Genomic DNA, 21,926 nt, shown 5'->3' on the forward strand with positions numbered 1-21,926 from the left:
TTAAGATTAAACATGAGTTCTACTTTTAAAGCAAGCGCTTAAAAAGTTTCAGCAATACTGTTTAACGTCTTATAAACTAAGTGTGTTGGTAGGCCCATAACATTAAAGTAAGAGCCTTTTATTTCGGTAACACCAATTTGACCAATCCATTCCTGAATGCCATAAGCTCCAGCTTTGTCAAAAGGTTTACAGGTTTGTATGTAATACCAAATTTCATCGTCGGTTAAAGCTTTAAATGTTACATCGGTAATACTATGCAATGTTTTTTCAAAATCGTGTGTTGTAAAACAAACCGATGTAATCACCTGATGAGTTTTATTACTCAACGATTTTAACATGTTGTAAGCTTCTGTATCATCTTGCGGTTTCCCTAAAGCTTCATTATTATTCCAAACAATGGTGTCGCTAGTAATTAGAATGTCTTGCGCGTTTAGCTCTTCTTTATAAGGTAAGGCTTTTAATTGCGCCAAATAATTACTGATTTCAAAATGGGTGAGGCGAGAAGGGTAGTCTTCTTTTACCGGTTTTAATCTAATTTCGAAATCTAAGCCTAGATTTTTAAAAAAATCTTGTCGTCTTGGTGAACCTGAGGCTAATATAATATGATGGTTTTTAAGTGTTTCGTTCAGCATTATTTAATTAAAATATACTTGTATAAAAGTAATGAAAGCATTCCGAAAAGCATAATTATTTTAAAAAGGTTACTGATGTGTCTAAAATCCTTTTTGCTTTTTGCCATAAAGATTTTAATTGAAGTATATAGCATAGGACCAATTATTAGCGTAATAAAGTAGAGGCTAACAAAGCTGTTTTTGTATAAACTGTCGAGTATGTAAAAAAAGAATACTATTGTAGAGGTGATGGTTAATCCAAATAGAATATAGGTAGTGGTTTGCTGTCCCATAACGATTGGAAGCGTGTACATACCTGTTTTTTTATCACCTTCTAAATCTTCTATTTCTTTAGCGATTTCTCTAAGAAGATTAATGACGAAAGCAAAAAGGGCGTAATTGAATAGGATTTTGAAAAAGAACAACTGTGTCGATTGGTTGGTGGCTGTAATGGCGGGCAAAATATCGAATAAGCCAACTATTAAAATACTACAGGCAACGAGAACAGAAACTATTATATTTCCAATTAAAAACAATTGTTTGAGATGAGTGGCATAGATATATAGTAATACTGAAATGATGACGAAAACGGCAAAAAAACCACTTTTACCAATACTAAACGACAGGTAATACCCTAAGCCAACACCAATAACATTAAAAGCAATGAATAGATTATAAGCTGTTTGTTCTGAAATGCTTTTGCTTACAATAAGCTTGTCTGGTTTGTTTATAAAATCGGTGTTGATATCACAAATGTCATTAATTACATTTCCGGCGGCGGCAATACAAATTGTTGCCAGTATTAAAAGTAGAAATCCTAAACCATTCAAACTTGTGGAAACATGAAAGGATTCTAAAAGTGCAAATTTAATAAGTAATTGCACTAAGGCAATCATGAGTAGATTTTTCCAGCGAATCAGGTTTAAGTACTTCAAAAAAACAGATTGGGTTAAATGTTAGACATTAAACTATCAATTAGGGTTTTGATAAAATAAAGTACTAAGGTGAAAAGAATAATGAAAATAGCCAAAACCTTTTTATTCTGTTGTTTGGCTTCGCTTCTAATTTTTTCTTTTATGAGTTCTTTTTCAGCTTTTGTAAGCCTGTGATGAAGATAGTTGAGTTGGTGATGGTCTAGTGAGGTGCTGTGAAGTTTGTCTTTTAACGTAGAAAACGGCATTGCCGATTTTTGATTAAATACATTTTGGCTGTTTCCAAAACCTATGTAACCAAAATTATTGGCAATCCGTCTACTAATTCTTTTCAAAGTCTAAATATTTAAAGGGACTAAAATACCCATTTTCCTTGAACTTTAAGCACTTGCTCTATAACATCACGCACGGCGCCTTCACCACCTTTTTTATGTGAGATGTATTTTGAAACACTTTTTATTTCAGGTACAGCATCCTGAGGACAAGCCGGTAAACCTACCAATTGCATTACAGCGTGATCGGGAATATCATCACCCATATAAAGTACGTTTTCAGGTTTAATGTTGTTTTCCTGAGTGTAGGTTTTAAATTGCTCGGCTTTATTACTAGCTCCAAGATATACGGGATTTACTCCTAAACCTTCTAATCGTACTTTAACACCTTCGTTTTGTCCTGCCGAAATAATAGCCACATTAAAACCAGCGTTAACAGCAAATTTAAGTGCAAAGCCATCGCGAACACTCATAGTGCGTAATAATTCTCCTGAGGTTGTTACGTTTAATGAACCATCGGTTAAGACACCATCAACGTCAAAAATGAAGGTAGTAATATGTTGTAAATACTCTTTATAGCTTTTTTCTTCCATGGGTATGTTGAATCGATTTTGTTAGCAAATCATAAATGTCTTTATGATGCGGATTGGTTAAAAGTTTTGTGTGTTTATCAAGCGTTTTTTTGTCATCACGTTTCGCAGGTCCTGTTTGCGCCATATATGGCGATAAATCCTGAACTTTTTTAGCAGTTTCTAAAATTAACGGTTTTAATAAGTCGAATTCTGCGCCTTCACTTTCGGTAATTTCATGAGCCACTCTGTAAAGCTGATTTGTAAAATTATTAACGAAAACAGCTGCTAAGTGCAATACTTTACGCTGATCGGTATTAACTTTTTTAGTTGGACTTCCTATAGCGATCGCCATATCTTTTAGAAGATGGTAATCTTCACTTGTAATGGCTTCAATACAAATAGGTACATTAGCGAAATCTAATTTGGCCGATTTGCTAAAACTTTGTAATGGATAAAACACCCCTTTGCGATGTTTTTTGTCGATATCACTAATTTTTACTGTGCCCGAAGTATGAACCACTAAACGGTTTTCAAACGGTAGTTTTTTTGTTAGGCCTTTTACGGCATCATCGCTAACCGAAACAATATAGACATCAGCCTTAGCTAATTGGGATAGATTGTCGGTTATATCAACTTCATTTTTAAAAGAGCTGATAGCCTCAATACTACGGTTGTACCATTGTAAAATGTTAACGTTTTCTGTGGTTTTAAAGGCTTTGTATAGGTGCGTGGCAACATTGCCAGCGCCAAGAATTACTACTGAAATCATGATTGCAAAAATAGAGAATATTACCCGATATAAAAACCGAATCGGTTATCTTTGTTTACTTGATAATCGATATTAAAATAACATGAAGCTTATTTCGAAATTTAACTTTTGTTTCTTGAAAAGATCTTGTGAGATAGTTTAAAGGTGGTTTACCATGACAAAAAATGATATTACTACTCGGGAAGATGTTCATTTACTGGTATCTTCGTTTTACGACAAGGTTAGGCAGGATGATGTTTTAGGGCCCTTTTTTAATAAGGTCATTACTGATTGGGATGCGCACATTGAAAAGTTAACCACTTTTTGGGAGTCAAGTTTGTTTTTAAAAACGAAGTATTTAGGTAATCCTTTAGAGGTACATGTAAAAGTAGATCAAGAGAATAACCACGGTGTTACCAACGAACATTTTGGACTGTGGTTAAACCTATGGTTTCAAACTATAAATGAATTATTTGAAGGCGATTATGCCGAAAATGCGAAACGACGTGCTCGGAAAATGGGAACATTTTTATACATGGAAATTTTTAAAGCCCGTCAACCAAAGTGATTTTTCAATGTATATCATATATTTTAGACTTTTTAAACATTAGGATTTGATTAACAATTCTTTCCAATTTTAACAATTCTAAGTTAATTGAAATACTTAAATTTGCACGACCTCAAAAAAGGGTTCGACTATGCAAAATAAACTCTCCAAAATTCTTTTTTCAACACGCTTAACATCTATTTTATTTATTGCTTTTGCTGCAGCTATGGCGATTGGTACATTTTTAGATGCAGGACAGGAAACATCGCCAACGGCATATACCAGAAATTTAATTTATAACACTTGGTGGTTCGAAGGTATTATGGTGCTTTTTGTTATCAATTTCTTTGGTAATATTTTTAGATACCGCTTACATAAAAAAGAAAAGTGGGCCACGTTGTTATTGCATTTAGCGTTCATCTTTATTATTGTTGGAGCTGGTATTACGCGCTACATTAGTTTCGAGGGGATGATGGCTATTCGTGAAGGAGCTACCGAAAATACATTCTTGTCTAGAGAAACCTATATTACGACTTATATCGATGGTGATTACGAAATTGATGGTGTGGCACAGCGTTTACCTCTGGAAAATAAAGTAGATTTTTCAAGTCGATTAGACAACGATTTTAAAATTGAAACCAGATACGACCAGCAGCCGGTAACTATAGAATTAGAGAAGTTTGTAAAAGGCGCTGAAGAGGATATTGTACCAACCGAAGATGGTGAAGAATATTTAAAAATTGTTGAAGCCGGAGGAGGTGCACCACATAACCACTTTTTAAAAGTTGGTGAAATTCAAAGTATTCACAGCATATTATTTGCTTTAAATAAACCTACACCTGGAGCTATAAATATTACCTATAAAGACGGGAAATTAAATATAGAGTCACCGTTTGAAGGGGAATATATGGTAATGTCTACCATGGCACAGGGTAAATTGGTTAAGGATAGTCTTCAGCCTTTAATGTTGCGTTCGCGTTACGTTATTGGCGATATGCAAATGGTTTTCCCTAAGCCTGTAGTGAAAGGAGAATTCGATATTGTTCAGAAATCACAAATGCTGAAAAACGATTCAGATGGCGTGGTTTTAAAAGTTACGACAGGGGGAGAAACCAAACGCGTGGGATTGTTAGGCGGTATGGGTATGAATAATCCTTTTAAACAAGTAAAAGTTGGTGGATTAGACTTTGCTTTTAAATATGGTTCTAAAGTTCTTGAATTACCATTTTCAATAAAATTGAATGATTTTGAAGCTGAACGTTATCCGGGAACGGAAAAGGGGTATTCGGCATTTTCTAGTAAAGTGACAGTTATTGATGAGCAGGAAGGTAATTTCGATTATAAAATTTTCATGAATAATATTTTAGATCATCGCGGTTATCGTTTCTTCCAGTCAAGTTTCGACCCAGATGAGAAGGGTACCATACTTTCTGTAAATCATGATTATTGGGGAACACTACTAACTTACATTGGCTACTTCCTGTTATATGCTGGGTTATTGGCAATATTATTTGTAAAAGGTTCTCGTTTTGGAGAGTTGAAAGTCATGCTAGAAAAAGTGAAAGCTAAAAAAGTGAAAATGCTTAGTGTGTTGCTTTTGTTTTTAGGGATGACGTCTTTTGCACAAACACATTCTAATCATAGTGGTCATAGCAAACCTTCTAAACATCAAATAGATTCAATATTAACAGCAAACATGGCCCCTAAAGAGGTTGCTGAAGAATTTGGACATTTAGTGATTCAGGATGTCGGAGGGCGTATGATGCCGGTAAACACCTATGCTTCCGAAATGTTACGTAAGCTGAGTAAGAATGATGCCTATGAAGGTTTTGATGCGAATCAGGTGTTTTTATCCATTCAGGAAAGCCCTACACTTTGGTATAATGTACCTGTTATTTACTTACGTCCTATGGAAACCGATTCATTACGAAGTATTATCGGTGTAAGTAAAGAAGGGAAACATTTTGCATTAGTAGATTTTTTAAATGACGATGGAACTTATAAGTTAGATCCTTATTTAGATGATGCTTACAGTGCAACTGTACCAAATGGTTACCAGAAAAAAATAAAAGAAACAGATGAGCGCGTTCGTTTGTTATTCAACACAATTGAAGGGGCTTCATTAAAAATATTCCCGATACCAGACGATCTAAATAATAAATGGGTTTCAGCTTATGATTATAAGTTCGGAAATTATAAAATTCAGGATTCGCTATATTCTAATTTTGTTAGAAATGGTTTCAGAGCCTATTTGTTTACATTAAATCAGGCCAAGCAGTCAGGCGATTTTTCAGAAGTATCCAAATTATTAGAGGCGTTTAAGAAAACGCAGCATCAGTATGGTGGTTCGGTTATGTTGAGCGATAAAAAGATAAAAACCGAAATATTATACAACAAATACGATATTTTCAAAAAGTTATTCAGCTGGTATATGTATGCCGGAACGTTACTTTTTGTATTATTAATTGTTCAGATTTTTAAAGAAAAAAGTAAAGCCTTAAACGTATCGGTAACGGTTTTCAAAATAACAATTCTTGGTCTTTTTGTCTTGCATACGGCAGGATTAATAGCGCGTTGGTATATATCGGGGCACGCCCCTTGGAGTGATGCTTACGAATCTATGATTTATGTTGCTTGGGCAACTGCATTTTTTGGTCTAGCCTTTGGAAGAAAAAGTGATTTAACTATTGCAGCGACTGCTTTTGTAACGTCAATGATTTTAATGGTGGCACACTGGAACTGGATGGATCCGGCAATTGCCAACCTTCAGCCGGTATTAAATAGTTACTGGTTAATGATTCACGTGGCGGTTATCGTGGCGAGTTACGGTCCGTTTACCTTAGGAATGATTTTAGGTGTGGTCTCGTTGCTATTAATGATTTTCACTAACGAAAAGAATAAAAAGAAACTGGATTTAAATATTCAGGAGCTTACTATAATTAACGAAATGGCTTTAACAGTTGGTTTAACCATGCTTACCATAGGAAACTTTTTAGGAGGTATGTGGGCTAACGAAAGTTGGGGACGTTACTGGGGCTGGGATCCTAAAGAAACCTGGGCCTTAATTAGTATTATGGTATATGCCTTTGTTATTCACATGCGTTTAGTGCCGGGATTACGTGGTCGTTGGTTTTATAACTTAATGTCTATCATAGCGTTTGCAAGTATTATGATGACCTATTTTGGAGTGAATTTCTATTTAGCAGGACTTCATAGTTACGCTAGTGGAGATCAGATTGTAAGCTTAAAATTCATTGGAATAGCTTGTGCAATTGTTGCAATTTTAGGCTTCTTCGCTTACAGAGGTTACAGTAAATATTACAAGAAATAGAGGTTGTTAAGACCAAATGATAAATTATAAATCTTGCTAACGTTATTTTATGTTAGCAAGATTTTTTAGTTTTAAAGGGAACGTAATATTTAAAATGTGAACTTATGAAGAAGTTATTTGTAGAATTTAAAGAGTTTGCTGTAAAAGGCAATATGATGGATATGGCTGTCGGAATTATTATCGGGGCTGCTTTTAATAAAATCATCGATGTTTTAGTAAAACAGGTATTTTTACCACCGTTATCGCTTTTAACCAATGGCGTTAATTTTCACGATAAGCGCATCATTTTAAAAGAAGCTGTACTAGATACTTCAGGAAAAGTGATTACAGATGAAGTTGCTATTGGTTATGGTATTTTGGGAGAAACAATGATTGATTTTTTAATTGTCTCATTTACTATATTCATGGTAGTGAAATTTATGAATCGCTTGCGAAACAAATCACAGGATGTACAAGATGAAACTGTAGCAACACCAAAAGATATCGAGTTATTAACTAAGCTTACAAAGTTGATGGAAGAGCAAAACAATTTAATGAAAACCAATAAATAAGTATGGCAAAGACAGGTCGTGATAAAAACACGAAAAATAAAGCGAAACATTCCAGATTGGTTGATCAAAAAAAGAACAAAAAACGTAAAGAAGCCGATTTACGAAAAGAACGTTTAACCGCCTTGAAACAAAAAATTAAAGAAAATAAAGAAAACGAAAAGTAGGGGTATGTAAAGTTTTAGTTTAGAAATCGACCAATGGAAGAACTAATTAAACTATAACTTATGAGAACTGTATATTTATTTGTTTTTTCTTTAATGATATTCAATCTGTCTTGTTCTAATTCCGTTGATTCTGAAATGTCTTTAGAAGAAAATATGGAAATGGAAGATATGAATCCTGGAGAGGTCGCTTATTCAGGAGATTTTGTTTCAAGCGCGCATCCAACTACAGGAAAAGTGTCTATTGACAAGGCTCTCGAAATATTAACTTTTACTAATTTTAAAACCGATGATGGTCCTAATTTGGAAGTGTACCTAGCTACAGATACCTCTGCATCCAGCTATGTTTCATTAGGTTCTTTAAAAGGGACTGAAGGGAAATATGAGTATAATTTACCAAGCGATATTGATTATGAAGTGTATACTCATGTTATCGTATGGTGTGTCCCATTTTCCGTAAATTTTGGTTATGCTGTGTTAAACTAATCCTTTAACACTTTCATAAGGGATTTCACTAAAACATTTTACGACTAAATCGGCTTTACTGTAATCCTGGTTTTTAGAGTGTTTACTATCGTAACCTGTACAGAAAATACCAGCGCCTTTTGCTGCTTCAATGCCGTTGGTAGAATCTTCTATTACCATACATTCATGAGCTTGGTAACCTGATGCTTCGGTTGCTTTAATAAAAATTTCAGGGTGCGGTTTTGAGGCTTTTAAATCGGCACCACTAAGCTTAGCTTTAAAATATGGATTTAAATCAAAGCGTTTAAAAATGCGTTCTATGTTTGGCATGGATGCCGAAGACCCTAAAACTAAAGTTAGTCCATTCTTATGATAATCTTTAATAAGGTCTAAAACGCCATCGATTAAATCGAAGTCTTTATCGTTATCGAAAATATATTCGTAATGTTTTCTTTTAATGTTTACTAAAGTTTCTGGAGCCTCATTGAGGTTAAAAGCATCGCAAACTTGTTTACATACATTTAGAGTAGATTTCCCTGTAAATGATTCATACAGTTCGGGGGAAACTTCCACGTTTACATCTTCAAACATTTTATGGTAGGCCTTGTAGTGTAAGGGTTCACTATCAATAATAACTCCATCCATATCGAAAATCACGGCCTTTAACATCTTCTTTTTTGCGCTAATATAAAAATATAGTGTGATAGATGCTTAAAAATCCGTATCTTTTATAGAATTCGCTAACGACCGATTTTGCAACAGGTTACAGCAGGATAGTATTAACAAAAATTTATGCCAATTTTACCTACAACCTAATTAAATTAATTGATAGCTAATTATTTAAATGGAAAGAATTTATGCAACTTACCTTATAGAAACACCCTATGAGGTAGAACAAGCAGCCGCAGTTTTAGCCGGCGAACAGTCAAGTGGAACTTTTGTCTCTGTTCCAGGAGAAACCGATGAACTTAAAACACGTTTTGCTGCTCGAGTAGAGCATATAGAAATTTTAGATGAGGTTTATAAGCCAAGTATGCCAGGTGATTTTATCCAGGGTAAAGTTTATAAGCAAGCAAAAGTCGTTGTGTCTTGGTCGGTAGATAATTTTGGGTACAATATACCAGCTTTAATTTCTACGTTACAGGGTAATTTATATGAGCTTAGACAATTTACAGGTTTAAAGTTAGATGATTTTGAATTACCTAACTCTTACAGAGAGCATTTTAGAGGCCCTAAATTTGGAATGCGTGGCACGAAGGAACTTGCAGGAGTAAGCCCAAAGCGCCCTATGATTGGGACCATAATAAAACCTAGTGTTGGACTAACACCTGATTATACTGCTGAATTAGTAAAAACATTAGCTGAAGCAGGTATTGATTTCATAAAGGATGATGAGCTTTTAACGTCATCAGGAAATTCGCCATTTGCCGAGCGGGTTGAAAAGGTAATGCGGGTGATTAATCAACATGCCGATAAGACTGGAAAAAAAATTATGTATGCCTTTAATATTACTGGCGATTGCAGAACTATGCAAACCAATTATGAGACGGTTGTAAATGCAGGAGGTACTTGTGCAATGGTTAGTATAAATAGTGTTGGCTGGTCTTCAACAAAACAGATTTGTAATTGGGGAGGCCTGTCTATACATGCACACAGAAATGGGTGGGGCATGCTTAATAGGCACCCTTTTCTAGGAATTAATTTTCCTGCATATGATAAAATTTGGCGATTAGCAGGAGTAGATCAAATGCATGTAAATGGTATAGATAATAAATTTTGGGAGTCTGATGATTCGGTTGTACGTTCTATCAAGTCCTGCCATAAGCCATTTTTAAATAGTGAGGCTGTGCTACCGGTTGTCTCTTCCGGACAATGGGGCGGGCAAGCATTCGAAACTTATAACCGTACCAATACTACAGATCTATTGTACATGGCAGGTGGAGGTATTATGGCGCATCCATCAGGTCCTGCAGGTGGTGTTCGAGCTTTACGTCAGGCATGGAAGTCAGCTGTAAACGGTATGACTTTGGAGCAGGCTGCTCAGGAATATAAGGAGTTCGGTGAATCTGTATTGAAATTTGGAAGAAAGGAAGTGAATGCAGAATAATAATAAAATATTGCTGGCTTATTACGGCGATGATTTTACAGGTTCTACAGATGCTTTAGAGTTTCTAAGTCGGGCAGGGATAAAAACAGTATTGTTTTTAGAATTGCCGACGCCTGAGATGTTGGGACAATTTTCCGGTCTGGAAGCCGTCGGTGTTGCAGGTATGACTAGATCAATGACTCCTGATGAAATGACAGAAGAGTTATTGCAGGCCTTTGAAACTTTAAAAACTTTAAATCCGAAACATGTACATTATAAAGTCTGTTCTACTTTTGATTCTTCACCTGAAATAGGGAATATAGGGACAGCTATAGATTGCGGTATTCAGATATTTAAAAATCAGTTCACACCTGTTTTAGTTGCTATGCCAAACTTGGGGCGTTATTCTGCATTCGGTAATTTATATGCAAAAATGGGGATTGGAAGTCAGGGGGATATTTATCGGTTAGACAGACATCCCTCGATGAGTAAGCATCCAATTACCCCAGTTAATGAAAGTGATTTAAGAGTGCATTTATCGAAACAAACAAATCAATCGATGGGGTTGATAGACTTAATAGATTTAGGTAAGCCTGTTGATGAAATAAAAAGCAAACTGCAGGCAGAAATAAAGGAACATCCTATTGTATTTTTTGATGCGATGTATGAAGAGCAAATGCAGATTATAGGAGAAGTTATTGATAATAGGGTTGTAGAAGGAGAATCGTTATTCTCTGTAGGTTCATCGGGTATTGAAAAGGCGCTTGGTGATTTTTGGGAAAAACAAGGTTTATTGAGCAAAAGAACCAATTGGAGAGATTTAGAAGAAAGTCACCCTATTCTGGTTTTGTCGGGAAGTGTGTCTCCAATTACGGCTAATCAAATTAAATATGCTTTGGCGGAGGGATTTGAGCAGGTTGAGGTAACAGCAGATGCTTTGGAGAATCCTGAAGTAGAGCAGGAGTTCATAGAAAAATACCAAACACGTATAATTAATTATTTAAAAGCCGGAAAAAGCGTAATTCTGCATACGGCAAACGGACCTGAGGACAATCGTGTAGAAAAAACAAAAGCATTTTTTCAAAATATTGGATTAGACGAGTTAACCATTCGATCTCAAACCGCAAAGCGTTTTGGAAAAATTTTGGGCCAGTCGGCATTAGGAGCTTTAAAAGAAGTGCCTGTAAAACGTTTGGTTATTGCTGGTGGAGACACGTCTAGTTATGTGGCAAGGGTACTGGGAATTAAAGCTGTTGAAATGATAGCACCTGTGTTTACCGGAGCACCACTGTGCAAGGCTTTTGCTCCAGATTCACCGGTAGACCAAATTGAGGTTAATTTAAAAGGTGGACAGGTAGGTGATGAAACCTATTTTGTGGCTTTGCAACGCGGGAAAATAACAAATTAAAACTAAACTAAAATAAGAAACTAATTATGCCAAAAACATTAGCATTAATACATACATCGGCCACTTTAGTGCCGATTTTTCAAGAATTAGTCGATACATATTTAAAAGGTAAAGATCTTAAGGTTTTCAACATAGTAGATGATAGCTTGATTAAGAATACTATTGAACGGGGTGCTGTTACCCCAGATACGTCTAGACGCGTTGTAAACTATGTGGGGTCAGCTGAAGAAGCCGGTGCCGATTACATTATGGTAACTTGTTCATCTATAGGTGATGCGGTAGAAAGTTCTGCGCCATTAACAAAGGTTCCCGTATTAAGAGTTGATCAACCAATGGCTGATAAAGCTGTGCAATATGGAAAAAGAGTAGGTGTAATAGCAACATTACCAACAACATTAACACCAACAAGCGATTTGGTAAGAAGGCGTGCTATAGCTTTAGGACGAGATGTAGAAATTACTTCAAAACTGTGTGAAGGTGCTTTTGAGGCGTTAATGGGAGGAAAGCCAGAGGTACATGATACCATGGTAGCACGTGCTTTGATGGAGCTTGCAGAAAATGTTGATGTAATATTATTAGCTCAGGCTTCTATGGCTCGAGTGGTTGGTCAATTATCTGACGCTGATAAAAAAGTACCTATTTTAGCGAGTCCCGAAATTGCTATGGAGTACTTAGCAGAGGTGCTGTAATGGCAAAGTTTCAGCGATATCTACTATCGTTAGGCATCATTTCATTAATCATTTTAGGGGTTGCTGTTATAGCACGTTGGGACAGAATGTTTGCACCTCTGGCTGTGATTACTGCAGTGACTTTAGCGATAGGTATGCGATCGGTTAGGTCGTTAAAGAGTTATCAGTATACTGCATGGATTTTAGTGGCTATTGTGTGCGGCATGTTTTATCCTTCAGCATTTTTACAATGGGGAAACTTCGATTTAAGAAACAAATGGTTAATTCTAATTGTTGTTCAAGTTGTAATGTTTGGGATGGGAACTCAAATGAGTTTCAAGGATTTTTATGGTATAAAAACCATGGGTAAAGGGGTGTTGGTAGGTGTGATTTGTCAGTTTACAATCATGCCGATTGTAGGTTATATGCTTACCAGAATATTTGAATTCGAGCCGGAAATAGCTGCGGGGGTTATTCTTATTGGTTCGTGTTCTAGTGGGTTAGCTTCTAATGTTATGGTTTTTATAGCCAAAGCTAATTTAACACTTTCGGTTACTTTAACGGCGGTGGCGACCTTGTTAGCTCCTATAATGACACCTTTAATGATGAAGCTGTTAGCTGGTACTTATGTGGAAATAGATTTTCTTTCTATGTGTGTACAAATTGTAAAAATAGTAATAGTTCCTATTGGAGCAGCTTTGCTCTACGATGTATATTCGCAAAGTTCACGTAAGGCTAGAAGACGAATTGATATTTATTCTTATATATCTGTAAGTTGGTTACTAATTATGTTATTGGGCTTCTGGAAGTTTTTAGAAATCAATTCTTCAGAAACGATAATGCAAGTCATGGCTCTTTTAAACTTTTTACTAGGCGCTGTAGTTGTTGGAAAATTATATTATCATCTAGTCAATTTCAATTCAAAAGTTCATGGGTTTATGCCAATACTATCTATGTTCGGAATTGTTTATTTTACAACGGTTACTACTGCAGCAAGTCGTGATAACATCATGACTATAGGTGCTTTTATTTTATTAGCTTCTATGATGCATAATGCATTGGGTTATACCTTTGGATATTGGATAAGTCGAATTTTAGGGTTAGACAAAAACTCTTGTAGAACGGTAGCGTTAGAAGTTGGTTTGCAGAATGGAGGAATGGCATCTGGTTTAGCAGGTTCAATGGGAAAGCTGGCAACAGTTGGGTTGGCAGCAGCCGTTTTTAGTCCTTGGATGAATATATCCGGTTCTATTTTAGCGAATTATTGGAGGAAGCGTAAAGAGGTTCTTCAAAAAGTATAAAAAAGCTGTACAGGAAACCACTAGAATAAGTTACCTGTACAGCATAATCAAAACAACTATTAAATATGTTCTTCTAAATGGTGGTGTTCGTCAATTAAGGGACCACCTTCCATAATTTGTTGTGAAGCCTGATTTGTAAATTTTTCAAAGTTTAAGTGGAATGAGTGTGCTAATTGAATAGCTTTTCCAATGTATGCTCCTTTTTGTAACCAGGTATTCATTGGGTCTAAAATTTCAGATGGTACACCAGGACAGTATTTAGGCATAAACAATCCGAAGATTGGGTTTTGTTCATAATCCACCTCATCTAAATCCCCATTAAGAATGGCCGTAATCATAGATCTGGTATATTTCAATTTAATACGAGATCCTACGCCATAAGGTCCTGCGCTCCAGCCTGTATTAATTAACCATACGTTAACTCCTGCTTCCTGCATTTTTTTGCTTAACATTTCACCATATATTGTTGGGTGTAATGGCATAAATGGTTCACCAAAACACGCTGAAAACGAAGGAACAGGTTCTGTAATTCCTGCTTCAGTACCTGCTACTTTTGCGGTGTAACCAGAAATGAAATGATAGGCCGCCTGTCCAGGTGTTAATTTAGATACTGGTGGTAATACACCAAAAGCATCACAGGTTAAGAAAAAGATGTTTTTGGGGTTGTTAGCGTAAAGTGTCTCTTGTATATTATCGATGTGGTAAATGGGGTAGCTTACACGTGTGTTTTGTGTTATTGTGCTATCTAAGTAATCCACTTCGCCATTATCTTTAAAAACTACATTTTCGAGCATAGCGCCAGGTCTTACAGCTCTAAAGATATCAGGTTCTTTTTCTTCACTTAAATCGATAACTTTTGCATAGCATCCGCCTTCAAAGTTAAAAATGACATTGTCATCTGTCCAACCATGTTCATCGTCACCAATTAATTTTCTTTCAGGATCGGCAGAGAGTGTCGTTTTTCCTGTTCCGGATAATCCAAAGAAAATAGCAGTATCTCCTTTTTTTCCAACGTTTGCAGAGCAGTGCATTGGTAATACATTTCGTTCTACAGGTAAAATTAAATTAAGAGCTGAAAAAATGCCCTTTTTCATTTCTCCTGTATAAGCAGAACCACCAATAAGTGCTATTCTTTGACTAAAGTTAATGATTGAAAAATTACCTTGGCGAATACCATAAGCTTCAGGATTTGGACAAACATAACCCGGAGCACACAAAATTAACCAGTCCTCTTCAAAGTTTTGTAGTTCTTTTTCACTTGGTCTCAAGAACATATTATATACGAATAAGTTAGACCAAGGGAGTTCGGTAATAGCGCGAATTTTTGTTTTAAACTCAGGTTCTGCACAAGCAAATGCATCTCTGGCATAAAGTTCTTTCCCTGAAAGATATTGGTTTACTTCATGTTTTAATTTGTTAAAGTTTTCGGTAGAAATAGGTTTGTTAGTTTTGCCCCACCATACTTTTTTTTCGGTGTAGCTGTCTTTTACAATAAAACGATCTTGAGGAGAACGTCCGGTAAATTTTCCAGTATTAATGGCAAGAGTACCATTAGCAGTTTCTTTTCCCATGTTGTTTTCAACGGTGATTTGCTGAAGTTTTTCGGGAGATAGGTTCCAATGTACAGTGACATTTTTTAAGCCATACTGCTCCAAGCTAGCATGTGCTTCCATAGTTGCTAAATCTTCCATTTTAATTGATTTAAATGTTTTCCTATTATAGTGGCCATATTATTGGCACGAGTAATAATGTTAGTATAAAAAGCAAAACTAAAAGGGGCGCACCTACTTTAAAGTAATCCATGAACTTATATCCTCCGGCGGTCATAACCATAGCGTTTGTTGTTGTTCCTATTGGTGTCAAGAACGCTGTTGATGCACTAATGGCTATTACTATCATAAATGGGTGTGGATCTAAATTTAACGAACTCGCTGCAAGCATAGCAATAGGCGCCATTAAAACGGCTGTTGCTGAGTTATTAATAACCTGACTAAATGTTGTGGTCAATAAAAAGATACCTCCTAAAAGTACAATAGGATGTATGCCTCCTAAATGTTCTACTAATCCATTGGCAATTAGTTGTGCTGTTCCTGTTTTTTGTAAAGCGATACCCATAGGAATCATGGCGGCAATCATTACCACACTGGTCCAGCTAATACCTTTATAAGCTTTAGAGATAGGTACACAACCTGTTAGTAATACGATACCTGCGCAAATTAAAGCCGCAATAGATCCAGGAACTATTTTAAATACCATTAATAGAATCATAAGTATTAAAGTTCCTAAGGCGATATAAGATTTGAAGTTTAAACTTTCAACATTTTTAGCCATTCCTTCAGGACTACCAATAATAACTAAATGCTCGTGTTGTTTTTTTAAATCTTCAATAGCCTGCCAGGTTCCTCTTAATAAAAAGGCATCTCCTGCTTTTACTGTAATGTCTTTGTCTTTTAAAGGCTTGTTGTTTCTTGATGCTGCTAATAGCTGAATACCAAATCTTTTAAAGTAATCACCTAATTTGTATTTTCGGCCAACAAGCATAGAATTAGGGTTTACAATAACCTCGGTCATACCGACCTCTTGGTTAATTAAGTTGTGTTTTAACTCATCAGTTATTGGTTCAAGCGGTAAAAGTCCAAGTCTAAATGTAATCATTAATTTGTTGATGGCTTCTGTACTTCCTTTAACCGTAATAATATCGTGATAGTATAGTTCAGTTTGAGGATTTGGAAATTCAATAAAATTATTAATCCCTTTCAGTACATTTGGGTGTCTACGTTTTATACGAATAATATTTACATTATAATCTTTTTCGAAATGCCAGTCCTCCATTTTGGTATTGATAAGCGGAGATACCGAACGTATACGTAATCTATAGTAGTCATCATCTACTTTGTAGGCTTCAATCCAGTTGTGGAAAGTAGATTCAATGTCTACAGGTTTATTGTTAGTTTTATTGCTAGGTAATAGTTTGTAACCTACATATCTAAAATAAACTAAGGTTATAATTAGTAACGGCAAACCGATTAATCCAAATTCAAAGAATGAAAAGCCTTCGTAGCCCGATTCAATTAAAGCATTACTGGTAATAATATTAGGCGGTGTACCTGTTAAGGTTAGTAATCCTCCAGTGTTCGATCCGAAAGCCACAGGCATAAGCATTTTAGATGGTAACGTTCCAATACTCCAAGCAGAAGAAATACTTAAAGGAGTTAGTGTAGCTACTGTTCCGGTATTACTCACAAACCCTGAAAGTACTCCGGCACCTAGTGTAATTATAACTAATAACTTAGGGACACTTTTACCAGCCCATTCAACAAACTTTTTACCTGCCATCGCCGTCCAACCGGTTTGGGCAATCCCTTCACCTATAATAAAGAGGGCAGCAATCATAATAACGGTGGGGTTACTAAAACCACTGAGTGTTTCAGTAGCATCTAAAATACCTGTTAAAAATAAACTTAGCATTGAAATTAGGGCAACAATATCTGGTGTAAATTTTCCCCAGATAAAGAGACCAATTGTTATTACTAAAATGAAGAGCATTAAATAGACCATATCTAATTTTGTTTGTTAATTTTACAATGACCAGTGTCTTGAACGGAAGGCCTTGTCTGGTTTGGTTCTTAATTCTTTGTTAAAATTACTATACAACGCCTCTATTAATTATGACTAAAGTCATACTTTTTAATAAAGGGTGCTTTTTCAATTATTGTTGATTTTAACTATTAAAATATATTAAAAATGTAAGCGAAAACGTATTCGTAGTTGGCTTTTTTTCGGATTTTAAATGATTTGGTAAATAATAGAAGGTTTAATTTAGATTTTTTTAAAAAAATATTGAAGATAAGTCATAAATAAGTGATTAATTAGTAATGTAAAGCGGAGTAATTTTAATATAAATTATTACATATGAAATTAGATATACTTGCTATTGGAGCACATCCTGATGATGTAGAATTAGGTTGTGGCGCAACATTAGCAAAAGAAGTAGCGAACGGAAAAAAAGTAGGGATTATCGATTTAACTCGCGGAGAATTGGGTACGCGAGGAACGGCAGAAACGCGTGATGAAGAAGCTAAAGATGCCGCAGATATATTAAACGTATCTGTTCGAGAAAATATGAGATTTGCCGATGGTTTTTTTGTAAATGATAAAGCCCATCAGTTGGCCTTAATTGCCAAAATAAGAAAGTATCAACCAGAAATAGTCATCTGCAATGCTATAGACGATAGGCATATAGATCATGGAAAAGGTAGTAAATTAGCCAGTGATGCTTGTTTTTTAAGTGGGTTACTTAAAATTGAAACAGTAGATGAAACAGGAGAAACTCAAAAGCCATGGCGACCAAAACATGTATATCATTTTATTCAGTGGAAAAATATTGAGCCAGATTTGGCGGTAGACGTTACTGGTTTTATTGATGTTAAGATGAAATCGGTAATGGCTTATAAAACGCAATTTTTTGATGAAGATAGTAAAGAGCCTGAAACACCAATCTCAAGTAAAAACTTTACCGACAGTGTTATTTACAGAGCTAGAGATTTGGGGCGATTAATAGGGGTAGAGTATGCCGAAGGCTTTACTGTAGAGCGCTACGTTGGAGTTGATAGTTTGTTTGATTTGATTTAGTAAAAAAATATTTTTTATTAAGTTAAAGCAAATGAATTAGTTAGTTTTTAATGTGAGGTTTTTTGAAAAAATACTTGAAAAATTTCATCAAAAACTTTTGCAGTAACGCTTAAAACGTTTACATTTGCACTCGCATTACGAAATGCATTACACGGTGGTTGTAGCTCAGTTGGTTAGAGCGCCTGATTGTGGTTCAGGAGGTCGTCGGTTCGAGACCGATCTTCCACCCAAAAGACAAAGCCTTTCAATTTAATTGAAAGGCTTTTTTTGTGGTTTAAATTCAGGTTATCGTAATTTCAGAATATTTATTGTCTTTAAACTATGCTCTAATGCTTCCACTATTTCTTAAAGGTATAAATACGTTATACTTTTTAGTACTCTCACCATTTAAAGAATAACAATATATTTGTACATTCTTTCTGGCGGAAGAAATGAAGACAGTACCATTATTTGAAAGTGACATGGTAAAGGGTACTTCTCCAGAAGGTAATACATTCGCGATCTCATCTAAATGACTACCAGCAGAGCAGGGCGTATGATAAATCTAAAATCGTTTTGATTAGCATATGCTTGATCATATTTTAAAGGCCCACCTTTATCCGAAACATGTACCTCTAAGATTAGTAACTTTTACTTACGATCAGATGAAGCATTGTATCGCCGGATTCAGGTAATTAGTGAATAAGAGTAGAGGTTACCCTGTATTGGGCTGTATGGGGAAAAGCGCTAAAAGCCATAGTTTCATTAGGAATAAATAAAACTCCAATTTTAAAGTACTGTCAACTATATTGTCAACCAAAACTAAAAAAGCCCGTAAACATTACTGTTACGAGCTTTTGTTGCGGAGAAAGAGGGATTCGAACCCCCGGAGGTGTGACCCTCAACGGTTTTCAAGACCGCCGCATTCGACCACTCTGCCATTTCTCCTTGAGTGCCTCATCAGGTATTCCCTGAATGCGGGTGCAAATATAGTAACCTTTTGTTATTATATCAAATATTTTTATCGATTTAGTCTTTTAATCATTGGAGACCTTTCTAAAGGTGTTGTCCCTTAATAAATTAAGCGTTGATTTTTTTTAAGTATCACTAAAAATAAATAGACTATGGTTGTTTTAGACTAGTTAGATGATAGCCATCCTTCAATAAATTCGTCATCTACTAAACTATCGTCTATTAATACAAAACCAACGTGAGGCGTCCAAATGGCATTGCTTTCACGATGGCCATGCGCAGTTCTAATATTTACTTGGTATTTACCTTCGTCTTCAGGTAACTTGTCTTTTAAATTAATGTATTCCATGGCGTAAAACTAATTAATTCAGTCGTTGTATGAAAGCCTAGCGGTGTTTTCAAGGTGTTAATTTGCGGTATAAATAGAAAAAGGCTTCTTTCATTTAAAAGAAGCCTTTATATCTCTATGTATTTTGTAAAAAAGTTAGGTTTTAAAAGCGATTTTATTAAGAACTTCTAGTCTAACTTTATTCTTTCGTCACGGTTAGCAAGTTCCCATGCTGTGTGGAATACCAAGCGTGCACGAGTTTCTAATAAATCGTATTGAATTTTATCTGGTGTATCAGATGGTCTGTGATAATCTTCATGAGTACCGTTAAAATAGAAAATTACAGGAATGTTATTTTTTGCAAAGTTGTAATGGTCGCTACGGTAATAAAAGCGGTTCGGATCGTTATCGTCGTTATATTTGTAGTCAAAGTCCATGTTAATGTACTTTTTATTAACCTCCTCGGAAAGGTTATGTAATTCTGTACTTAATTTATCTGAACCAATAAGGTAAACATAGTTTCTGTTATCTTCATGTTTTTTATCAACACGACCAATCATATCAATATTTAAATCGGCTACTGTATTTTCTAATGGGAAAATTGGATCTAAATCAGTATAGTATTTTGAACCAAACAATCCGATTTCTTCTCCGGTAACATGTAAAAACAAAATACTGCGTTTTGGCCCATGGCCTTCGTTAGCAGCGGCTTTAAAGGCTTCAGCGATTTCCAATATGGCAACTGTTCCAGAACCATCGTCGTCGGCACCGTTGTTAATTTTTCCGTTACCATTAACTCCTATGTGGTCTAAGTGTGCAGAAATTACAATAATTTCATCTGGTTTTTCAGTTCCTTTAATGTAGGCTACAACATTTTCTGAAGCTTTAGCTTTATTTGAAAAGAAGGATTCAGGAATATCTTGAAAATAATCACCTTTAGCAATAGGGGATTCGACACCTAAACTTTCGTAATGTTCTTTTATAAAATTAACGGCCTTCTTTTGGCCTGGCTCACCAGTTTTTCTGCCTTCAAATTCATCGGAAGCATAGGTGTACAGCGCTTCTTTTAGTTCGTCGGACGTAATGGTTTTGGCATAAGTAACCGGTAACCCCTCGTTGTCTTGTTGTTTATTGTTTTGCGAAGTACCACACGATGTAATTAATAATGCGGTACATAAAAAGACACTTAGTCGTTTCATGAAATTAAATTTAATTAGACTCTAATATTACAAAAATGAATTTATAGGTAACGCGATTTTGAAATTAATTTAACAAATGGTTGTTTTCGTCGGTAAGTAAACGGTGACTTTGATTGGCGATTTGCCATGCAGTTGCAAAAATAAATCGAGTACGTTGCTCTAAAAGGTCGAAGTCTATTTTATCTGGTGTATCTGTAGGTTGGTGATAATCGCTGTGTTCGCCATTAAAATAGAAGATTACAGGAATGCCTTTATCCGCAAAATTATAATGATCAGACCTTGTGTAATATTGATTGCGATCACCTTCGGCATTGTAGCGGTAATCTAAATCCATATGAAAATAGGTGTTGTTAACTTTTTCTGAAATATAATGCAGTTCTTTGCTTATACGGTCTGCGCCTATTAAATACAGATAATTAGGATTGTTTTTATGAATATCGTCTACACGACCAATCATGTCAATATTCAAATTTGTTACCGTGTTTTCAAGTGGAAATACTGGATGTAGGGTATAATATTCTGAACCTTTTTTACCAATTTCTTCGGCAGTTAAATGCAGGAATAAGATACTGCGTTTTGGTCTGTGACCTTCATTCTTAGCTTGTTTAAAAGCCTGGGCCATTTCCATTAAAGCGACTGTTCCAGAGGCGTCATCATCGGCTCCAAAATAGATTTCATTTTTGTTATTAACGCCTAAATGGTCTAAGTGGGCAGAGATAATAATAATTTCATCAGGGGATTCACTCCCTTTTATAAAGGCCAGAACATTCTCTGTTGGTTTTATGTCTTTTAGGAAAAAGTCTTTGGGTATGGATTGATAATAGTTGATTGTATCACCGAGCGGCGAAATAATACCTTCGCTTTGATAGTAAGATTTTAAAAAATGAGCAGCTTTTTTTTGTCCGGGCTCACCAACACGTCTACCGTTAAATTCTGAAGAAGCAAACTTATAAAGTTGTTCTTTTAGTTCTTCTGAAGTAATTGTACTTGCATATTTAGTAACCCAAGGTTGGTCAACTAATTGAATACTATTTTTAATGTTTTCAATTTTTGTGGTATACTTAGGTGTTGCACATGTACCAACTAGGGTAAGTGCAGAGAGCATGCAGAAGATTTTCATGTGTTTAAGTTTGTCACATGAAACTTACGACCATCATTCTCTG

At 35.5% G+C, this 21,926-nt stretch carries 21 protein-coding genes and 2 tRNA genes; 11 read left to right on the forward strand and 12 right to left on the reverse strand.

Annotation, left to right across the window (positions count from 1 at the left end; translation table 11 throughout):
* Window positions 1-38: 38 nt before the first annotated feature.
* From RBH94_RS12410 to RBH94_RS12430, 5 genes are read right to left on the reverse strand one after another with little or no spacing between them, the layout of a single operon-like run.
* A complete protein-coding gene (locus tag RBH94_RS12410) occupies window positions 39-632 on the reverse strand; it encodes a Maf-like protein (RefSeq protein ID WP_307881188.1) in 594 nt (197 codons plus the stop codon).
* A complete protein-coding gene (locus RBH94_RS12415; protein WP_307881189.1) occupies window positions 632-1,546 on the reverse strand; it encodes a geranylgeranylglycerol-phosphate geranylgeranyltransferase in 915 nt (304 codons plus the stop codon). Before RBH94_RS12415 ends, RBH94_RS12410 begins: the two co-directional genes overlap by 1 nt.
* Before the next feature lie 14 nt (window positions 1,547-1,560).
* Entirely contained in the window at window positions 1,561-1,878 is a 318-nt protein-coding gene (locus tag RBH94_RS12420) for a hypothetical protein (RefSeq protein WP_307881190.1), read from the reverse strand.
* Window positions 1,879-1,898: 20 nt separating this feature from the next.
* Window positions 1,899-2,408 (reverse strand): HAD family hydrolase, encoded by a 510-nt coding sequence (locus tag RBH94_RS12425; protein WP_188221765.1) that lies wholly within the window; start codon window positions 2,406-2,408, stop codon window positions 1,899-1,901.
* A complete protein-coding gene (locus RBH94_RS12430; protein WP_307881191.1) occupies window positions 2,389-3,156 on the reverse strand; it encodes a Rossmann-like and DUF2520 domain-containing protein in 768 nt (255 codons plus the stop codon). The genes RBH94_RS12425 and RBH94_RS12430 overlap by 20 nt, the downstream gene beginning before the upstream one ends.
* Before the next feature lie 154 nt (window positions 3,157-3,310).
* On the opposite strand from RBH94_RS12430, the gene RBH94_RS12435 reads away from it, so the two are divergent.
* From RBH94_RS12435 to RBH94_RS12455, 5 genes are all read left to right on the forward strand, one after another.
* On the forward strand, window positions 3,311-3,703 hold the full coding sequence (locus tag RBH94_RS12435; protein ID WP_307881192.1) for a group III truncated hemoglobin: 393 nt from the start codon (window positions 3,311-3,313) through the stop codon (window positions 3,701-3,703).
* A gap of 130 nt (window positions 3,704-3,833) precedes the next feature.
* Complete coding sequence (gene ccsA / locus RBH94_RS12440; RefSeq protein WP_307881193.1) at window positions 3,834-7,013, forward strand: cytochrome c biogenesis protein CcsA; 3,180 nt, start codon at window positions 3,834-3,836, stop codon at window positions 7,011-7,013.
* A gap of 104 nt (window positions 7,014-7,117) precedes the next feature.
* Complete coding sequence (mscL, locus tag RBH94_RS12445; protein ID WP_307881194.1) at window positions 7,118-7,564, forward strand: large conductance mechanosensitive channel protein MscL; 447 nt, start codon at window positions 7,118-7,120, stop codon at window positions 7,562-7,564.
* 2 nt (window positions 7,565-7,566) lie between these two features.
* A complete protein-coding gene (locus tag RBH94_RS12450; RefSeq protein WP_307881195.1) occupies window positions 7,567-7,728 on the forward strand; it encodes a hypothetical protein in 162 nt (53 codons plus the stop codon).
* Between the two features lie 60 nt (window positions 7,729-7,788).
* Window positions 7,789-8,211, forward strand: coding sequence for a DM13 domain-containing protein (locus RBH94_RS12455; protein WP_307881196.1), 423 nt, complete (start codon window positions 7,789-7,791; stop codon window positions 8,209-8,211).
* Here RBH94_RS12455 and RBH94_RS12460 read toward each other — a convergent pair.
* On the reverse strand, window positions 8,203-8,859 hold the full coding sequence (locus tag RBH94_RS12460) for an HAD family phosphatase (RefSeq protein ID WP_307881197.1): 657 nt from the start codon (window positions 8,857-8,859) through the stop codon (window positions 8,203-8,205). The two genes, RBH94_RS12455 and RBH94_RS12460, sit on opposite strands and share 9 nt — an antisense overlap.
* Before the next feature lie 175 nt (window positions 8,860-9,034).
* Between RBH94_RS12460 and RBH94_RS12465 the strand changes: the two genes are divergently transcribed.
* The 4 genes from RBH94_RS12465 to RBH94_RS12480 are packed head-to-tail and all read left to right on the forward strand — an operon-like array spanning window position 9,035 to window position 13,653.
* Entirely contained in the window at window positions 9,035-10,297 is a 1,263-nt protein-coding gene (locus RBH94_RS12465) for a ribulose-bisphosphate carboxylase large subunit family protein (RefSeq protein ID WP_307881198.1), read from the forward strand.
* Window positions 10,287-11,684: a four-carbon acid sugar kinase family protein gene (locus tag RBH94_RS12470; RefSeq protein ID WP_307881199.1), complete on the forward strand. Its 1,398-nt coding sequence runs from the start codon at window positions 10,287-10,289 to the stop codon at window positions 11,682-11,684. The genes RBH94_RS12465 and RBH94_RS12470 overlap by 11 nt, the downstream gene beginning before the upstream one ends.
* 26 nt (window positions 11,685-11,710) lie before the next feature.
* Window positions 11,711-12,373: an aspartate/glutamate racemase family protein gene (locus tag RBH94_RS12475; RefSeq protein ID WP_307881200.1), complete on the forward strand. Its 663-nt coding sequence runs from the start codon at window positions 11,711-11,713 to the stop codon at window positions 12,371-12,373.
* Window positions 12,373-13,653 carry a bile acid:sodium symporter family protein gene (locus RBH94_RS12480; RefSeq protein WP_307881201.1) on the forward strand — a complete coding sequence of 427 codons (1,281 nt, stop codon included), beginning with the start codon at window positions 12,373-12,375 and terminating at the stop codon, window positions 13,651-13,653. Before RBH94_RS12475 ends, RBH94_RS12480 begins: the two co-directional genes overlap by 1 nt.
* Window positions 13,654-13,712: 59 nt before the next feature.
* On the opposite strand, the gene pckA is transcribed toward RBH94_RS12480, so the two are convergent.
* The gene (gene pckA, locus RBH94_RS12485) at window positions 13,713-15,344 is read right to left on the reverse strand and encodes a phosphoenolpyruvate carboxykinase (ATP) (protein WP_307881202.1); all 1,632 of its coding nucleotides are present in this window, start codon (window positions 15,342-15,344) and stop codon (window positions 13,713-13,715) included.
* A 25-nt stretch (window positions 15,345-15,369) separates the two neighbouring features.
* Window positions 15,370-17,199: an SLC13 family permease gene (locus RBH94_RS12490; RefSeq protein ID WP_188221775.1), complete on the reverse strand. Its 1,830-nt coding sequence runs from the start codon at window positions 17,197-17,199 to the stop codon at window positions 15,370-15,372.
* Window positions 17,200-17,565: 366 nt separating this feature from the next.
* Here RBH94_RS12490 and bshB1 point away from each other — a divergent pair, with 366 nt between their 5' ends.
* Window positions 17,566-18,285 (forward strand): bacillithiol biosynthesis deacetylase BshB1, encoded by a 720-nt coding sequence (gene bshB1, locus RBH94_RS12495; RefSeq protein ID WP_307881203.1) that lies wholly within the window; start codon window positions 17,566-17,568, stop codon window positions 18,283-18,285.
* 153 nt (window positions 18,286-18,438) lie between these two features.
* Window positions 18,439-18,514: transfer RNA gene (locus RBH94_RS12500), tRNA-His, on the forward strand.
* Window positions 18,515-19,127: 613 nt separating this feature from the next.
* Here RBH94_RS12500 and RBH94_RS12505 read toward each other — a convergent pair.
* The 4 genes from RBH94_RS12505 to RBH94_RS12520 all read right to left on the reverse strand — a co-directional run bounded on the left by RBH94_RS12505 (window position 19,128) and on the right by RBH94_RS12520 (window position 21,883).
* Window positions 19,128-19,212 (reverse strand) — tRNA-Ser (locus RBH94_RS12505).
* A 190-nt stretch (window positions 19,213-19,402) separates the two neighbouring features.
* Window positions 19,403-19,585: a hypothetical protein gene (locus RBH94_RS12510; protein WP_307881204.1), complete on the reverse strand. Its 183-nt coding sequence runs from the start codon at window positions 19,583-19,585 to the stop codon at window positions 19,403-19,405.
* Between the two features lie 167 nt (window positions 19,586-19,752).
* Window positions 19,753-20,763, reverse strand: a complete 1,011-nt coding sequence (locus RBH94_RS12515) for a M28 family metallopeptidase (RefSeq protein ID WP_307881205.1) — start codon at window positions 20,761-20,763, stop codon at window positions 19,753-19,755.
* Between the two features lie 64 nt (window positions 20,764-20,827).
* Window positions 20,828-21,883 (reverse strand): M28 family peptidase, encoded by a 1,056-nt coding sequence (locus tag RBH94_RS12520; RefSeq protein ID WP_307881206.1) that lies wholly within the window; start codon window positions 21,881-21,883, stop codon window positions 20,828-20,830.
* Between the last annotated feature and the right edge of the window lie 43 nt (window positions 21,884-21,926).

The organism is Aestuariibaculum sp. YM273 (genome assembly GCF_030908365.1).
GTDB lineage: Bacteria > Bacteroidota > Bacteroidia > Flavobacteriales > Flavobacteriaceae > Aestuariibaculum > Aestuariibaculum marinum.

What these genes read in the sequence shown, in the direction of transcription:
- bshB1 (WP_307881203.1), top strand. Translation starts at nt 17,566, where the DNA reads ATGAAATTAGATATACTTGCTATTGGAGCACATCCTGATGATGTAGAA.
- mscL (WP_307881194.1), top strand. Translation starts at nt 7,118, where the DNA reads ATGAAGAAGTTATTTGTAGAATTTAAAGAGTTTGCTGTAAAAGGCAAT.
- RBH94_RS12480 (WP_307881201.1), top strand. Translation starts at nt 12,373, where the DNA reads ATGGCAAAGTTTCAGCGATATCTACTATCGTTAGGCATCATTTCATTA.
- RBH94_RS12510 (WP_307881204.1), bottom strand. Translation starts at nt 19,585, where the DNA reads ATGGAATACATTAATTTAAAAGACAAGTTACCTGAAGACGAAGGTAAA.
- RBH94_RS12455 (WP_307881196.1), top strand. Translation starts at nt 7,789, where the DNA reads ATGAGAACTGTATATTTATTTGTTTTTTCTTTAATGATATTCAATCTG.
- RBH94_RS12520 (WP_307881206.1), bottom strand. Translation starts at nt 21,883, where the DNA reads ATGAAAATCTTCTGCATGCTCTCTGCACTTACCCTAGTTGGTACATGT.
- RBH94_RS12425 (WP_188221765.1), bottom strand. Translation starts at nt 2,408, where the DNA reads ATGGAAGAAAAAAGCTATAAAGAGTATTTACAACATATTACTACCTTC.
- RBH94_RS12460 (WP_307881197.1), bottom strand. Translation starts at nt 8,859, where the DNA reads ATGTTAAAGGCCGTGATTTTCGATATGGATGGAGTTATTATTGATAGT.
- RBH94_RS12475 (WP_307881200.1), top strand. Translation starts at nt 11,711, where the DNA reads ATGCCAAAAACATTAGCATTAATACATACATCGGCCACTTTAGTGCCG.
- RBH94_RS12450 (WP_307881195.1), top strand. Translation starts at nt 7,567, where the DNA reads ATGGCAAAGACAGGTCGTGATAAAAACACGAAAAATAAAGCGAAACAT.
- RBH94_RS12465 (WP_307881198.1), top strand. Translation starts at nt 9,035, where the DNA reads ATGGAAAGAATTTATGCAACTTACCTTATAGAAACACCCTATGAGGTA.
- RBH94_RS12435 (WP_307881192.1), top strand. Translation starts at nt 3,311, where the DNA reads ATGACAAAAAATGATATTACTACTCGGGAAGATGTTCATTTACTGGTA.
- pckA (WP_307881202.1), bottom strand. Translation starts at nt 15,344, where the DNA reads ATGGAAGATTTAGCAACTATGGAAGCACATGCTAGCTTGGAGCAGTAT.
- ccsA (WP_307881193.1), top strand. Translation starts at nt 3,834, where the DNA reads ATGCAAAATAAACTCTCCAAAATTCTTTTTTCAACACGCTTAACATCT.
- RBH94_RS12490 (WP_188221775.1), bottom strand. Translation starts at nt 17,199, where the DNA reads ATGCTCTTCATTTTAGTAATAACAATTGGTCTCTTTATCTGGGGAAAA.
- RBH94_RS12430 (WP_307881191.1), bottom strand. Translation starts at nt 3,156, where the DNA reads ATGATTTCAGTAGTAATTCTTGGCGCTGGCAATGTTGCCACGCACCTA.
- RBH94_RS12470 (WP_307881199.1), top strand. Translation starts at nt 10,287, where the DNA reads ATGCAGAATAATAATAAAATATTGCTGGCTTATTACGGCGATGATTTT.
- RBH94_RS12410 (WP_307881188.1), bottom strand. Translation starts at nt 632, where the DNA reads ATGCTGAACGAAACACTTAAAAACCATCATATTATATTAGCCTCAGGT.
- RBH94_RS12515 (WP_307881205.1), bottom strand. Translation starts at nt 20,763, where the DNA reads ATGAAACGACTAAGTGTCTTTTTATGTACCGCATTATTAATTACATCG.